Genomic DNA, 16210 nt, shown 5'->3' on the forward strand with positions numbered 1-16210 from the left:
ATGCCCTGTTTCCATTATTTTAAAACTTAAACCAGTTTAATTGTTACAATGTTTAAATATTTACCGTTCTTATATCCTTTTGATGTCGGAAAATCTTTAGGGAGTCCTTTTACATCAACCAGTTCATATTTTTGATTATTCTTTTTTAAAGTCTGATCAATATCCTTTTTAAATTGATTCAGAGTATAGGTTTCAAGATTCTGGCTTAAAATCAATGTCCCTTGGCTGCTTAATACCTCAAGTGCACCTTCAATTAGCTTCGGATAATCTCTTGCCACTTTAAACACTTTTTTCTTATTGCGGGAAAAGCTCGGAGGGTCAATGAGTATCACATCAAAACGATGATTATGTCTCTTCGCATATTTTAAATAATCAAATGTATCCATGATATGAATATCATGTGCGTCCATAGGAAGGTTGTTAATATTAAAATTATCAGTTACCAGTTCTTTTGTACGCCCTGCAAGGTCAACGCTTGTAGTGCTCATACCATTCATAGCAGCAGCAACTGAAAATGAACCGCTGTAGCTGAATAAATTTAAGAATCGCTGTGGAGATCCGCCGTTCATTTTCAGGAGCATTTTCCTTGTTTCACGCTGGTCCAAAAAGAGGCCTGTCATCGGTCCTGAAGATAAATCAACATTATATGAAACACCTGATTCCTGTACCGCAAGAGGGAAAGAAACATTCCCCGTAATATGATTATTTTCAATCACCATCCGGCTGTCTACACTGAATCTTTTCTGCTCTGTAATAGATGCCGGATTCATGGTTTTAATCAAAATCTTAAAAATCTGCTCCCTGATTTTATAAATCCCGGTCGAATAAAAAGTCACCAGCAAATGTCCGTTGAAATACTCAATAGAAAGTCCGCCGATACCGTCACCAATTTCATTAAACAGACGGAACACATTGGTCCCTTCCTCATTAAACAACGGCGTACGGCGTTCAACCGCTTCCGTTATTTTCTTTTCTATAAAGTACTGGTCAACTGTTTCATTCTCATCCTTTGTCAATATCCATCCTTCAGCTTTCTGTTCAAAGCTCATCATTGCAGTTCCGATATATTTACCGAAATGGTCTGTTACACGCAGAATTTCACCATCCCGGAGAAATAAATCTTCGCTTAAATCTCCTTTTTCAATCGCAAGTTTTCCCTGGTAAAATTGCTTTTCGTTTCCTTTTGTCAGTTGAATTGTATTCATCTAATACTCCTTACTTGTTAAAAAACTATGAAAAATACTCGCCGCAAGCCGGCTTGTTCTATCGTTAATATCCAATTTCGGATTAACTTCTGAAATATCAAAACTCACAAGGTTCTTTATACCTGAGAGTTTTTTTGTCAGACTGTGTATCTCTTGTGAAGTAAAACCGTTGGCACTCGGTGCGCTGACTCCGGGTGCTGTACTCTCCTGCACGGAATCCATACATAATGTTGCAAAAACAATATCATACTCTTTAGTGATTTCTTCTAAGCGTTCTTCAAATACATTCGTTTCCCTGACTTCATCCATCACTGCATATTTAACGTTGAAGCGGTCTGCAGTATCAAATAAAGTCTTCGTATTCCCACTTTTTTGAATACCGAACACATAATAGTCAATGTTATTATCAGATTCTAAAATCTGATGAAACATTGTTCCGGATGAGGGTCTTTCATTTCTTAAATCAAAATGAGCATCAAAATTCACTACTGCCGCCTTCGCATTTGGAAACGCCTGGCGGATCCCCAGATAGTGACCGTACAGTGTCTCATGTCCGCCGCCGATAATCAACGGGAAGTTGCCGGATTCAAGCACCCCGGAAACAGCTTCTCCAAGAAATGCCTGTGACGCCTCAAGATTTTCATCTCCAATGATCGTTCCATAATCATACACACTTTCAGTATAAGGCATTGAAGAAAGAAACTCTCTGACTTTGAAAGGTCCTTCTTTTGCGCCTGTCCGGCCCTTATTACGACGCACGCCTTCATCAGAACTGAATCCGATGAAGACGGGGCGTTTAATTTCTTTATTATTATTCTTTTCATGAAAACTGCCTATGACCTGATGAATCCGTTCTTTTATGTCGGGCTGATCGATACGTCCTGTATAATCATAATGTTTCAGCTTCATCATCAACAGTCTCCTTTTCAAAACTTTTAAAAATACTAATCAACAGCAGCGGTGTACATAATAAAACAAGAAGTATATTAAAAGGCAGTATGAAGAGCGACAGCTCAACATCTTTGAATATTGTAATATACAAGCTGACCGTCACCTTCAGCCACAACGCTGTAATAATCACCATCTGACGGTGGTAAAATTTATCCTTCCATGTATTGAAAACTGTAAATACCAGATACAATACTGCAAGAATTAAGGCGATAAATAAATTCACCCATTCATAAATGTACTGCATTTGCGACAAACGGAACAGACCTTCAGTAAAGACACCTTGACGGTTATTGAATTCCACCAGTATAAAGAATAAAACCAATACACCGAGAATCAATTCAATATAATTAACTCTGAGCCATTTTGGAAAATCAATTTCGATAAAATCTTTTACCGCCTGCATCACCCGGTTTCTGAAGTCATAGAGTGCTTTTGAGAAGCCCAGGTATTCATTCGGATTTAGTTTGTTCGTACTGCGTTTTGATTTTCTTGACAGATTTTTACCGGCTTCTGTCTTCGGCTTCTTCAGAAGATTATTTGATTTCGATAAAAAGACACTGACCCATAGAGACAGCAGGGAAAGCACCCATATGATCGCAAAGAACATGTCTATGGATAAAACATCTGTAGGTGTTAAAGTTGATTCAATATTTGAATATACGGCATTCTGGGTAAAGAAATACGCAATACCGTAGAAAAACAGTATAATCATGTAATGTTCTTTCCTGTGTCTCGGATCCAAATACTCATTAAAAAAGTTATACAGCATATGAACGATAAATGCCACAAGGAATAAAATCGCAAATAAACCGTACACCTGATACATTAAAATGGTTGTAACGATAAACAATACGATCGACAATCCTAAAAAGAAAAAAGACAGATAAATATCATATTTAGTCGTATCACGAATCGTCTGAGCCACTTTAAACATGAAAACACCAAACAGTATCAGAAAAATACCTGCAATGACTGGAAAGCTGCCAATCATAATCCCAAGCATATGGGAAACTTCTACAAAGAATGCATTGATTAAATCCAGAATCGTTTCAATTTCTCCTTCATCAACCAACTCGGCGTCTCCTCTAATACGACTTGTATTAAATAATATGAAGACACCCATTAAAACAAAAAACAGACCGAGTATAAGACTGATTATAACCTCGCTCTTATCTTTTAATTTATTAATCATTAAAATTCACCTCAATACAACATTCATTATAGTGTAAAAGAAAAAAATTTGCATTTTTTATCACTTTTTGTGTTTATCATTATAAACAGCTGGGTATAAATCACTAACAGATAATAATATAGTATTAATGATATGAAAAAAGTATTCAATACGCGTTTGAATAGATTTGACTAACCAAATATGCGGGTGTATAAGTTTTCAAATACTATGCTGAAAAGTTGTTGGTAAGTGTTTGTTGGTTTTGACTCAGTATAGCTCGTAAGGATTTAAAAGATTTTTAGATTTTTGTAAGTTGAGTTAAGATTTAAAATGGTTTTAGCAATATGATTTACTGTTTGGTTAGTCTAAGTTTCTCAGCAGTACCCTCAAGTACTTGAGATGTTTTAAAGTGTCCCGGTTCATCGTATTACAGATGAACCGGGATTTCTTTATGTTTCAAACTTTTACAGCTCTGATATTTCAAATTCCACATATCTACATTAAGAAACAAGGACCTTCAGACTGTATTAAGTGTTCACAGCCTGAAGGTCCTGAATCATCTATTATAGTGCACGATGTGCAATATCAGTACGGTAAAATAATGATCCATCATCAAATGTCACAGCTTTGATATTTTCATAAGCCGCTTCACGTGCGGATTGAACAGACTCACCTTCACCTGTTACGAGAAGTACACGTCCGCCGGATGTAATATAATCACCGTCTTCAGTCTGACTGAGGCCGCTGATATACGTTTTTTCTTTACACTCCTGAACAATATCCACTCTCGCACCTTTATCATATTCGCCCGGATAGCCGTCACTTGCAAGCATGACACCTACTACAAACCCGTCTTTCCATGACAGTGTAAGCGGCTCTTTATTCCATACACTTTCAAGCACTTCTGCGAAATCATTTTCAAGAAGGCTCAAGAGAACCTGCGCCTCCGGATCTCCGAACCTTGCATTAAATTCAATGACCTTAACGCCGTCATTTGTAACAATCGCACCGAGGTACATGACACCAAAGTAACTGAGCCCTTCTTCAACGAGGGCATCTGCCATCGGCTGAACGATATTTTCAACTGCCGACAGCCTTACTTCTTCTGAAATATGTGTGACCGGCGCATAAGCACCCATGCCGCCGGTATTCGGTCCTTGGTCGCCGTCAAATGCGCGCTTATGATCCTGTGCAATGACTTCAAAAGAATGTGTATATTCTTCATTCACCAGAACCATCAGGCTGAATTCTTCCCCTTCTAAAAATTCTTCAATCACCACCGGTTCACTGTCATCACCTTCATCCATCATAGATGACAGACCATCCAATGCCTCTTCAAGATTCATCGCAACAACAACACCCTTACCTGCAGCAAGTCCGTCTTTTTTAATGACAATTGGTGCGCCTTCATGTTCTATATATTGTTTTGCTTTATCATAATCTGTAAATGTTTCATATTTTGCAGTCGGAATATTATATTTTTTCATAATATCCTTTGTAAATGCTTTTGAAGACTCAAGACGTGCTTCGCTTTGTCTTGGGCCAAATACTTTAAGATCATATTCATCCTCAAGAAAATCAGCAAGTCCGTCTGCAAGCGGTGCTTCCGGACCGACAACCACCCAGTCCACCTGTTTTTCAATACAGACACCCGCAATCGCTTCAAAATCCTTCTCTGATACACCATAAATCACTTCGGCAGTATCATTCATCCCCGCATTCCCTGGTATGGCAATCACTTTATCAACACTTTTTGAGTGATACAATTTTTTAACGATGGCGTGTTCACGGCCGCCGTTTCCAATTACTGCTACATTCATTTGTTGAGTTACCCCTTTCCTCTAGTGCTTAAAGTGTCTCATACCTGTGAACACCATGGCAATACCATTTTCATCACAAAAATCAATTGATTCCTGATCTCGTTTTGATCCGCCCGGCTGGATGATGGACTTGATGCCGTGTTCATGGGCAAGTTCTACAGAATCCGGCATCGGGAAGAAACCGTCACTGGCCATTACAACACCATCTCCGAGTTCAAGAGCCCGGTCAATAGCAATTTTCAATGCACCGACCCGGTTCATCTGACCGGCACCGATTCCGACTGTCTGCTTATCATTCGCAAGAACAATCGCGTTACTCTTTACATGTTTGGAAACTTCCCAGGCAAGTGCCATAGCTTTCATATGTTTTTCAGACGGCTGTTGTTTGGTCACGACTTTAATATCATCTACATTCAGTTTACCGGTATCACGGGACTGAACCAGATACCCTCCTGAAACGCTGACAAATTCATCTTCATCTTCGTCCTCCCTGAAGTCCGCTTCAAGCAGACGGAGATTTTTCTTTTTTGTCAGCACTTCAAGTGCTTCACTTGAGAATTTCGGTGCAATAATCACTTCAAGGAAAATTTTGCTCATTTTCAGTGCCGCTTCCTCATCCACTTCTATGTTCAGTGCCACAATACCGCCGAATATTGACTGGCTGTCCGCATCAAATGCGTTCTGGAATGCTTCCCCGACTGTAGTGCCTGTCCCGACACCGCACGGGTTCATATGTTTAACTGCCACTGCTACAGGCATTGTAAATTTTTTGGCAAGTGCAAATGCGCTGTCGGCATCACGCAGGTTGTTGTAGCTGAGTGCCTTCCCGTGAAGAACATCTGCATTTAAAATCGTATTTCTCGCATCTGTTGTACGGACGAGTTTCGCATCCTGGTGCGGATTTTCTCCGTATCTGAGCACTTCTTCTGCACTTGAAAAGTGATTAACGATTGCCTGATCATAATCATTAGTATGCCGGAATACTTTAATCATCAGACTTTTACGGTATGTTTCATCCAGACGATCCTCTTCAATTCTTCTGATGACGCCGCTGTAATCTCTCGGATCAACGACAGTTGTCACAAACTTGAAGTTCTTCGCCGCGGCACGTAGCATTGTCGGTCCGCCGATATCTATATTTTCAACCGCATCTTTCTCAGTTACATCCGGCCGGCTCACTGTTTCTTTAAATGGATATAAATTAACAACCACCATATCAATTAAATCAATATTATTGTTCTTTAAATCTTCCAAATGACCAGGCTTACTACGGTCTGCGAGAATACCGCCGTGTACTGCAGGGTGAAGGGTCTTGACCCGTCCGTCCATGATTTCATCAAAATGAGTCAGTTCGCTGACACTTTTCGCCTCAACTCCGAATGACTGGATGCTTTTTAATGTTCCGCCCGTTGAATAAATTTCATAACCGTTTCTCACCAGTCCTCTGACAAATGGTTCGAGGCCTGACTTATCGGATACACTGATCAATGCTTTCATAATTTCATTTCTCCTCACTCAAATTAATCACGCTTTGTATTGCTTTTGGATAAAGCACATATTCTGTCTCATGAATTTTTTCTTCAAATGATTCCAAGGTCTCCCCGTCACAGAGTGCCACTGCACGCTGCATAATAATTTCACCGGTATCAATTCCGGAATCCACATAATGCACCGTCACGCCCGACACTTTCACACCATACAAAAATGCATCGCGGATACCGTTCGCACCTTTGAAGGCCGGCAGAAGTGACGGATGAATATTTAAAATTCTGCGGTCGTATTGATCAATAAAGTCAGGAGACAATATCGCCATAAACCCCGCAAGGATGACATACTCCGCCTGCCATTCTTCAATCATTTCAACAATTTTTCTTTCAAACGCTTTCCTGTCCGAATACTCTTTTCGAATAATTTTTTCATAAGGGACTGAAAGCCGTTCTGCACGCTCTACGGCACGGGCGCTTTTTCTGTCTACAATTAAGCCTGCGACTTCAATGCCGATATCATCCGCTTTTTTCACAATATTTTCAAAGTTGGATCCGCCGCCGGATGCCAGTACTGCGACTCGTTTACTCATGAATACTGATTCCTTTACGTTCTGTGACCTCACCGATGACCACCGGAGATTCTCCCGCTTCTGTTAAAATATCCAGTGTCTTTTCAGCATCTTCAGGATTTACTACCACAACAAAACCAATACCCATGTTAAAAATATTATAAGCCTCATCGCGGTCAATATCACCTAACTCGATTAAGTATTCTATAATTTTCGGTATTTCAATGTCTCCTACAGAGATGTCCACACCAAGATGTTCCGGAACCGCACGCGGAATATTTTCAATAAAACCGCCGCCCGTAATATGACTCATCGCATGAACATCAACTTTCTCAAGAAGCGCCTGCACCGGCTTCACGTAAATACGCGTCGGCTCCAAAAGCAGGTCAATCAATGTCTCTCCGTCAAGTGTACTGTTTAAATCAACATTATTATCTGCAATCAGTTTTCTTACCAGACTGTATCCATTCGAGTGCACACCGCTTGATGTGAGCCCGATAATCGTATCACCTTCTGACACACCGCTGCCGTCAATATGTTTTGATTTTTCGACCGCACCGACACTGAAACCGGCAATATCATAATCGCCCTTTCCGTACATATCCCCCATCTCAGCCGTTTCACCGCCGATGAGTGCACAACCGGACATTTCACAGCCTGCCGCAACACCTTGAACGATGTCTGCCACCTGCTTTGGATGTACTTTATTTACCGCGATATAATCGAGGAAGAATAAAGGCTCCGCACCGGTCGTTAATATGTCATTGACACACATCGCAACCGCATCAATACCGATAGTATCATGGCGCCCGGAATCAATCGCAAGTTTTAATTTTGTACCGACACCGTCTGTCCCTGAGACGAGGACCGGCTCTTCCAATGAAAGCTTTGATAAATCAAATGCCGCACCAAAGCTGCCGAGTCCCCCGATTACTTCCGGACGCATCGTTTTTTTAACGTGACCCTTCATTCCTTCAACCGCTTCATAACCGGCATTAATATCAACCCCGGCGCGTTTATACACTTCAGACATGTGTCAGACTCCCTTCGTCTTTAAATCTTTTTCCTGCGGCAGTACCTGGTCAATAATTTCAATCGGATACTTACCGGTAAAACATGCATCACATTCACCGCGTGAGCCGTACGTTCTATACACCTCATGCATCCGTTCCACCGATAAATATGTCAGTGAATCCGCACCGATTCTGTCACAGATTTCTTCCGGTGATTTCTTTGATGCAATTATTTCTGCATGTGTGGACACATCGATTCCGTAGTAACATGGGTTTTTAATCGGCGGTGATGACACACCCATATGAATTTCTTTTGCCCCTGCTTTACGCAGTGCCTTAACGATAAATTTACTCGTAGTCCCACGGACGATGGAATCATCAATCACAATGACACGTTTACCATCCACAATATCTTTCACCGGGGACAATTTCATCCGGACTGCCCGTTCTCTTGCTTCCTGTCCGGGCGATATGAATGTTCTTCCGACATAACGGTTTTTAAGCAGCCCCTGCTCCTGCGGGATTCCGGATGCATCACTGAACCCTTTCGCCGCCGCAAGACTTGAATCCGGGACACCGATGACGATATCTGCTTCTACATCCATCTCTTTATACAGCGCCTTGCCGAGTGCCTTACGAATGGTATATGTGGACGTTCCTCGGAACTCGGAATCTGCACGTGCGAAATATATATATTCCATTGAACACATATTCGGCTTGTCGGTTTCTGTGTACCGGTCAAAATCAATGCCGTCATCTGTCATTGTTATTAGTTCACCCGGTTCAATATCACGGATATACTCCGCATTAATCGCAGCAAACGCACATGTTTCACTTGCCACACAGTATGCCCCGTCAATCTTGCCGAGCATTAACGGACGGACACCATGGTCATCCACCGCGACAGTCAGTGAGTCTTCATGCATTATCACAAATGCGAACGCCCCTTTTAACTGCCGGAGCGCACTTTTAATACGCGCTTTTTTACCGCCTGCTTTTGAACGGCGGAGAAGGTGGGCGAACACCTCAGAATCCGAGGACGTCTGAAAAATCGCCCCCTCATCTTCAAGTGCACGCCGGATATTCATCGCATTTACCAGATTGCCGTTATGCGCAAGTCCAAGATCTCCGTGATGACTTTTAAATAAGAAAGGCTGAACATTAGACAGTTCACTGCCCCCCGTTGTTGCGTAACGGACATGACCAATCGCATAAGGAAATGTTTTCAACGACCGCAGCTGATCTTTCGTCAGCGCATCAGTTAACAGCCCCATACCTCTCGCACCGAACAAATAACTGCCGTTTGAAACGACCATACCTGCCCCTTCCTGCCCTCTGTGCTGCAGGCTGTGCAGTGCAATATAAGTCAGTTCACTTGCCTCGGGATGCCCCCAGATACCGAAGACACCGCACTCTTCATTTAATCCACGGATTTCATACATGACGGGATTGCCCCTTCCCACTCACTATTTAATGATTCTACAGACCGCTCAATTTCAAAATCCAAAGCCGAAACTCTGAAAGAGTCCTCAGTCAGTCTGCCGATTTCCACTGTGTCCTTAAGCTCAAGTCCCGCAGGTGCCACAACGATATAGTTCGAAGCCCCTTCTGAGAATAAAAGATCTTTCCGCACATCAATATGCGCCTCTACACCTAAATTGAACTCACTCGAAAGCTGTGCAAGCTTAACGATCAAGCCGCCGCGGCCGAGTGGTGCAATTTTCTTCACATCACCGTTCACAAGGCTGTCTTTTAAATTCATGCCGCGTGTATATTCCAGTTCAAGGTCGATATGCCTTGTTGTTTTACGAATCGTATTTTCAAGATGCTTTTCAAGCTGGCTGCCGGCAAATGATGGTGTCAATTCACCTGTTAAATACAATGCATCACCGGCTTCAATTTTCAAACCGTCCATAAAATGAACATTCTCGATTAAACCGACCATACCGATGACCGGTGTCGGCAGAATCGCTGCCGTCCTGTTTTCATTATAGAGACTGACATTTCCTGAAACCACCGGTGTGGACAGTGCCCGGCAGGCTTCTGCCATGCCTTTGGTGGACGCATCCAGCTGATGATAGATTTCCGGCTTCTCAGGAGACCCGTAGTTCAGGCAGTCCGTCATCGCAAGCGGCACCGCACCTGCTGCGACAATACTTCGGAATGTCTGTGCCACAACTTCTTTACCGCCGTTGTAAGGGTCGGCAGATACATAACGGCTTTTGCCGTCAATTGCGACAGCAATTGCTTTATCTGTCCCTTCCACACGGACAACGCCTGCACCGAATCCTGACTTCTGCACAGTATTCGCACCGACCTGATTGTCATACTGCTCATAAATAAATTTCTTATCCGCATGTGTCGGATGTTTGATTAAATCATCAAATACAGCGTTCAGGTCTTCATTTGAATAATCATCACGCGGGGTGTCTTCTTTCTCTTTCATACCTTCCAGTACATAAACCGGCGCCTCATCAGAAAGCGGCTGTACTGGAATATCAGCATAGAGTTCATCTTCGTAATATAAAAGGAGACGGTCCGTATCAGTCACTTCACCGATAACTGCACTATCGAGTTCCATATCCTCAAATAAATCAAGAAATTTTTGTTCCGTTCCATCTTCAACCACAAGCAGCATACGCTCCTGCGTTTCTGAAAGCATCATTTCATAAGGGGAGATACCTTCTTCTCTGACAGGCACCTGGTCCAGATAGAGTGTCATCCCGGACTCACCTTTTGCCGCCATTTCAGAGCTTGATGATGTCAGGCCGGCTGCGCCCATATCTTGAATACCGACCAGTTCAGGCATGTCTATTGCTTTAAGTGTGGCCTCCATTAACTTCTTGCCGGTAAATGGATCACCGATCTGTACCGACGGCCGTCTTGCCTCTGATTCCTCACTCAGTTCTTCAGATGCGAATGTCGCACCGTGAATACCGTCACGTCCGGTTTTCAAACCGACATAAACAACCTTGTTGCCAATCCCTTTTGCGGTACCCTTCTGCACTTTATCATGATCGATAATGCCGACACACATTGCGTTAACAAGCGGGTTTCCGTCATATGACGGATCAAATTCCACTTCACCTGATACCGTCGGTATACCAATACAGTTGCCGTAACCGCCGATGCCTGCAGTAACACCGCGGAGGAGACGGCGGTTGTTGGCATTGGTCAATTCGCCGAATCGGAGTGAATTAAGAAGCGCAATCGGTCTTGCACCGATGGATACAATATCACGGATAATACCGCCGACCCCTGTCGCTGCCCCCTGATACGGTTCCACTGCGGATGGATGGTTGTGGGATTCCACCTTGAATACAACCGCCTGATTGTCACCGATATCCACTACACCGGCACCTTCGCCTGGCCCCATCAGCACATGTTCACCGGACGTCGGAAACTGTCCTAAAAATGGTTTTGAATGTTTGTATGAACAGTGTTCACTCCACATGACAGAAAAAATACCGATTTCTGTATAATTCGGCTGTCTGCCTAAAATTTCAATGACTTTATCGTATTCTGCATCTGTCAGGCCCATGTCCCGGTAGAGATTCTGCATTTTGATATCTTCAACTGACGGTTCAACAAACTTAGTCATTATGTGCCTCCCAATTCGCAAGATTTTCAAATAATTTTAATCCGTCATCACTGCCGAGAAGTGTCTCAAGCGCACGCTCTGGATGCGGCATCATGCCGAGGACATTGCCTTCTTTGTTGACAATACCGGCGATATCTTTTTTGGAGCCGTTCGGATTGTCATTGTAGGTAAGTACAATCTGACGGTTTTCTTTAAGCGTTTCATACAGTTCTTCCGTACAGTAATAATGCCCTTCACCATGGGCAATGGGATAAACAACATCTTCTCCCGCTTCATACCCTGCAGTAAATTTTGTTTCCGTATTGACCACTTTCAACGACTCATTTCTCGAGATAAAAGTATGGCTGTCATTATGAATTAAAGCACCCGGCAAAAGACCGATTTCTGTTAAAATCTGAAACCCGTTACATATACCGACTACCGGCTTCCCTGCTTCTGCGAACCTTTTTACAGCCTTTGTGATTGGTGCGACACCTGCCATTGCACCGCTTCTCAAATAATCACCAAATGAAAAACCGCCCGGGATTAATACGCCGTCAAACCCTTCAAGCGATGTTTCCCGGTAATCCACGTACTCCGCTTCTGCACCGGCTTTTAAAGCGGCGTTCAGCATATCTCTGTCACAGTTTGAACCTGGAAACTGAATCACTGCAAACTTCATTATTCGTTCTCCTCTACAATTTTGTACTCATATGTTTCAATCACTGTATTCGTAAACAAACGCTCTGACAAAGACGCCACAATGTCATCGATTTTTTTGTCATCTGTTTCATCTATATCAAAATAAAGTACTTTTCCTACACGAATATTGGAAATTTCATCATGTCCGAGCTCTCTGACAGCACGGTCAAGTGCCTCCCCTTGAGTATCCAGTACCTGTTTTTGCAGTGTGACAATCAGTTCGATTTTTTTCATTATTTCGTTTCCTCCAGTTTGTTGTAGAATCTTTCGTAAGTATCAATCAGTGATCCTGTATCCTCACGGTATACATCTTTATCAAAATTTTCATTGGTATCTTTATCCCACAATCTGCACGTGTCCGGTGAAATTTCATCGGCAAGGAGAATGTTCCCTCTTTCATCACGGCCGAACTCAAGTTTAAAATCAACGAGCTTCAAATTCATCTGCCCCATCACATCAATCAATGTCGAATTCACACGGCGGGCATTGTTTTTCAGCGTATCGATTTCATCCTGTGATGCGATGTCGAGAAGTTTGATATGGTCTTCTGTCAGAATCGGATCATTTAACGCATCCTCTTTCAAATAAAATTCGACGAGCGGCGGTACAAACTCAGTCTCTTTTTCAAAACCGAGGCGCTTCACAATACTGCCGGCAGCAATATTTCTCACTACTACTTCAAGCGGGATAATCGATACTTTTTTCACACGCTGCCTGGTCTCACTGACACGTCCGATAAAATGAGAAGGGATTCCCTTCTCTTCAAGACGCATAAAAATTTCAGAGGATATTAAATTATTCAGCCGCCCTTTCCCCGTCATAAAATCATGTTTTGCTCCGTTTCCTGCGGTGACCTCATCTTTATACTCAATTTCCAGAATAAACGGATCTTCTGTTGTAGAGACTGTCTTTGCCTTGCCTTCATACAAAACTGTCATCTTCAGGACTCCTTCTCAAAATCAGCTTTTATTTCTTTTAGTGTTTCTTCAACATTGTCTGTAAGTATCGTCACATGTCCCATTTTTCTTTCCGGTTTTCGTTCAGTTTTCCCATACAAATGAACGTGCCAATCCGGATAATCGAATAAAGTGTCATCCAGACGGTCAAGGTCCACACCAAGAAGATTCATCATCACTGCATCCTGGTGCTGATAGACTTCAGGCATCGGCTGGTTCGCGATTGACAAAATATGTGCATCAAACTGACTGATATTACAGGATTCAATAGTATGGTGGGCGGAATTATGCGGCCGCGGTGCAATTTCATTCACATAAAGTTTTCCTGCTTTATCAATGAAAAATTCCACTGTAAATACACCGGCGAAATGAAGTGCCTCCATAATCTTATGCACTTCTTCTGTGGCAGATGCCGTGTAATCAAGACGTGACGGTGCAATGGTACGGTATAAAATCTGATTACGGTGCAGGTTTTCCTGAAGCGGAAAAATGATAACCTGACCTTCTGCAGAACGGGCTGCGGTCAGGGAAACTTCACGTTCTAGATCGATATATTTCTCCACAATAAAATCTGCATCCTGAAACGGAATATTCAAATCTTCCAGTGTTTCATCTGAATCAATGTAATACTGGCCTTTTCCGTCATAGCCGCCTGTTGAAGTTTTAACGATGACCGGGTAACCATGTTCAGAAATGAATGACTGAATGTCTGCATCGTGGTATACATTTTCAAACGGTACGACTGTGGCACCTCCTTGTTTAACTGCATTTTTTTCTGATTCCCGGTTTTGAAGAGTGAGTACTGTTTCAGCACCCTGGGGGACATAATAATCACTGACAAGTTCTCTTAAAATATGTGCATCTATATTTTCAAATTCATATGTGAGGACGTCGGACACCTCTGCGAGCTGTTTCAGTGCATCTTCATCACTGAAATCAGCCTGTATAAACGTGTGGCATACAGCGCCTGCCGGTGCATCTTCTGCCGGATCCAGCACTGCTGTTTTGTAACCCATTCTAAGTGCACTTTGTGCAAGCATTTTTCCAAGCTGGCCGCCGCCGATAATTCCAATGGTCGCGCCCGGGTAAATTCGTTTAGCTGTTGAGGTCATTCTGCATATCCTCCACTTTCTGTTCTAATGATGATGTATAGTCTAAAAGTTTCTGATAAATTTCTTCATTGTTTACAGCGAGTATTCTTGCAGCAAGTATTCCGGCGTTTTTAGCCCCTGCATCCCCGATAGCAGTCGTTGCTACAGGAATTCCACCCGGCATCTGTGCAATAGATAGAAGGGAATCAAGACCGTTCAATGCCTTAGACTGAATCGGCACACCAATGACAGGAACATTTGTCATTGATGCTGTCATACCAGGAAGGTGTGCAGCACCTCCGGCACCTGCAATAATCACATCGATACCGTTATTCTTTGCCTCTTTCGCATAATCAAACATCATTTCAGGTGTGCGGTGGGCACTGACCACCTTTTTTTCATAGGAAATATTAAACATATCCAGCATATCAGCAGCATGTTTCATCGTCGGCCAATCAGAAGAGCTGCCCATAATAATTCCAACTGTCATTACAATCCTCCTAAACGACTTGTATTTTCATCTATATCTTAGCAGTGGAAAATCAATTAATCAATCAAATAACGAACATTTAATTTATTATTTAAAATAAAGTTTGTATTTACGAACAATACAGCAGTAAACTACCACCAATTGTACGTATAATAAATTATTATAATTTTATGAACAATGATAGGAATTCTGGAAAAATAATATCAATTGTTGGATAATAGAGATGGAAGTTTATTTCTAGGAGGAAGAAACATGACAGCAGAACTATTGAACGGCCGTGAAATCGCAAAAGAATACCGCGATGGGCTCGCGGCTGAAGTTGAAGTTTTAAAATCCAAAGGTATTACACCGAACTTAACAGTTGTCATCGTCGGCAATGACGGGGCATCACTCAGTTATGTAAAATCTAAAAATAAAGCAGCTGAAAAAATAGGCCTCGCCTCAAACATCATCCATCTGGATGAAGATACTTCAGAAGAAGAGCTGCTTAAAGAAATCAAAAAATTAAATTCAGATTATGATGTTCACGGTATACTTGTGCAGGTGCCGCTTCCTGAGCAGATTGATGAAAACAAAGTTCTCGAAGCCATTGCACCTCAAAAAGATGTCGACGGCTTCAGCCCGGTTAATATCGGACGACTGTACACCGGCCAGCAAACTTTTGCACCGTGTACGCCCCTCGGCATCATGGAATTATTAAAGCACACCGGTGATATTGCAGGTAAAGATATCGCTGTCATCGGGCGCTCGCATATCGTTGGTCAGCCGCTCGCAAGACTATTGTCGGACGCGGACGCGACTGTCACTTTAATGCATTCCAAAACAGAGAATTTAGTTGATAAACTAAAACAGTATGATGTTGTTATCAGTGCTGTAGGACGTCCAGGACTTGTACACGGTGAACATCTTAAAGAAGGTGCAGTCGTGATTGATGTCGGCAATACCGCGGTAGAAGGAAAACTCATCGGCGATGTTGACTTTGAATCCGCTTCGAAAGTGGCAGGCTACATTACCCCTGTACCCGGCGGTGTCGGTCCTATGACAATTACAATGGTACTGAATAATACAGTTGTTGCAGCTAAAAGAAAAATCGGGCTGAAATAAAAATACAGCCGGGACATTTCATGAATAATCATGGGTGTCCCGGCTGTTATTTTAGTTTATAATGACTTAAT

15 protein-coding genes are annotated in these 16210 nt (G+C 42.5%); 1 reads left to right on the plus strand and 14 read right to left on the minus strand.

What is annotated here, in order from left to right:
• Positions 1 to 26: 26 nt before the first annotated feature.
• The 14 genes from ACFSX4_RS05350 to purE form a co-directional block, all read right to left on the minus strand.
• Positions 27 to 1205 (minus strand): class I SAM-dependent rRNA methyltransferase, encoded by a 1179-nt coding sequence (locus ACFSX4_RS05350; RefSeq protein WP_377772301.1) that lies wholly within the window; start codon positions 1203 to 1205, stop codon positions 27 to 29.
• Positions 1206 to 2117, minus strand: a complete 912-nt coding sequence (gene hutG, locus ACFSX4_RS05355) for a formimidoylglutamase (RefSeq protein WP_377772303.1) — start codon at positions 2115 to 2117, stop codon at positions 1206 to 1208.
• The gene (gene auxA / locus ACFSX4_RS05360) at positions 2095 to 3348 is read right to left on the minus strand and encodes a lipoteichoic acid stability factor AuxA (RefSeq protein WP_377772305.1); all 1254 of its coding nucleotides are present in this window, start codon (positions 3346 to 3348) and stop codon (positions 2095 to 2097) included. Before auxA ends, hutG begins: the two co-directional genes overlap by 23 nt.
• 542 nt (positions 3349 to 3890) lie before the next feature.
• Entirely contained in the window at positions 3891 to 5147 is a 1257-nt protein-coding gene (gene purD / locus ACFSX4_RS05365) for a phosphoribosylamine--glycine ligase (RefSeq protein WP_377772307.1), read from the minus strand.
• Between the two features lie 21 nt (positions 5148 to 5168).
• Positions 5169 to 6647 carry a bifunctional phosphoribosylaminoimidazolecarboxamide formyltransferase/IMP cyclohydrolase gene (purH, locus tag ACFSX4_RS05370; RefSeq protein ID WP_377773447.1) on the minus strand — a complete coding sequence of 493 codons (1479 nt, stop codon included), beginning with the start codon at positions 6645 to 6647 and terminating at the stop codon, positions 5169 to 5171.
• 1 nt (position 6648) lies between these two features.
• Positions 6649 to 7224, minus strand: coding sequence for a phosphoribosylglycinamide formyltransferase (gene purN, locus ACFSX4_RS05375; RefSeq protein ID WP_377772309.1), 576 nt, complete (start codon positions 7222 to 7224; stop codon positions 6649 to 6651).
• Positions 7217 to 8236: a phosphoribosylformylglycinamidine cyclo-ligase gene (purM, locus tag ACFSX4_RS05380; protein ID WP_377772311.1), complete on the minus strand. Its 1020-nt coding sequence runs from the start codon at positions 8234 to 8236 to the stop codon at positions 7217 to 7219. The genes purN and purM overlap by 8 nt, the downstream gene beginning before the upstream one ends.
• A gap of 3 nt (positions 8237 to 8239) precedes the next feature.
• Complete coding sequence (gene purF, locus ACFSX4_RS05385; protein ID WP_377772313.1) at positions 8240 to 9658, minus strand: amidophosphoribosyltransferase; 1419 nt, start codon at positions 9656 to 9658, stop codon at positions 8240 to 8242.
• The gene (gene purL / locus ACFSX4_RS05390) at positions 9637 to 11817 is read right to left on the minus strand and encodes a phosphoribosylformylglycinamidine synthase subunit PurL (protein ID WP_377772315.1); all 2181 of its coding nucleotides are present in this window, start codon (positions 11815 to 11817) and stop codon (positions 9637 to 9639) included. The genes purF and purL overlap by 22 nt, the downstream gene beginning before the upstream one ends.
• Positions 11810 to 12478, minus strand: a complete 669-nt coding sequence (gene purQ, locus ACFSX4_RS05395) for a phosphoribosylformylglycinamidine synthase subunit PurQ (protein ID WP_377772317.1) — start codon at positions 12476 to 12478, stop codon at positions 11810 to 11812. Before purQ ends, purL begins: the two co-directional genes overlap by 8 nt.
• Positions 12478 to 12732: a phosphoribosylformylglycinamidine synthase subunit PurS gene (gene purS / locus ACFSX4_RS05400; protein ID WP_377772319.1), complete on the minus strand. Its 255-nt coding sequence runs from the start codon at positions 12730 to 12732 to the stop codon at positions 12478 to 12480. The genes purQ and purS overlap by 1 nt, the downstream gene beginning before the upstream one ends.
• Positions 12732 to 13436: a phosphoribosylaminoimidazolesuccinocarboxamide synthase gene (purC, locus tag ACFSX4_RS05405; RefSeq protein WP_377772321.1), complete on the minus strand. Its 705-nt coding sequence runs from the start codon at positions 13434 to 13436 to the stop codon at positions 12732 to 12734. Before purC ends, purS begins: the two co-directional genes overlap by 1 nt.
• 2 nt (positions 13437 to 13438) lie before the next feature.
• Positions 13439 to 14566 (minus strand): 5-(carboxyamino)imidazole ribonucleotide synthase, encoded by a 1128-nt coding sequence (purK, locus tag ACFSX4_RS05410; protein ID WP_377772323.1) that lies wholly within the window; start codon positions 14564 to 14566, stop codon positions 13439 to 13441.
• The gene (gene purE, locus ACFSX4_RS05415; protein ID WP_377772325.1) at positions 14550 to 15035 is read right to left on the minus strand and encodes a 5-(carboxyamino)imidazole ribonucleotide mutase; all 486 of its coding nucleotides are present in this window, start codon (positions 15033 to 15035) and stop codon (positions 14550 to 14552) included. Before purE ends, purK begins: the two co-directional genes overlap by 17 nt.
• A 252-nt stretch (positions 15036 to 15287) precedes the next feature.
• Between purE and ACFSX4_RS05420 the strand changes: the two genes are divergently transcribed.
• Positions 15288 to 16139: a bifunctional 5,10-methylenetetrahydrofolate dehydrogenase/5,10-methenyltetrahydrofolate cyclohydrolase gene (locus ACFSX4_RS05420; RefSeq protein ID WP_377772327.1), complete on the plus strand. Its 852-nt coding sequence runs from the start codon at positions 15288 to 15290 to the stop codon at positions 16137 to 16139.
• Positions 16140 to 16210 lie beyond the last annotated feature (71 nt).

This window comes from Corticicoccus populi (assembly GCF_042686195.1).
Taxonomy (GTDB): domain Bacteria; phylum Bacillota; class Bacilli; order Staphylococcales; family Salinicoccaceae; genus Corticicoccus; species Corticicoccus populi.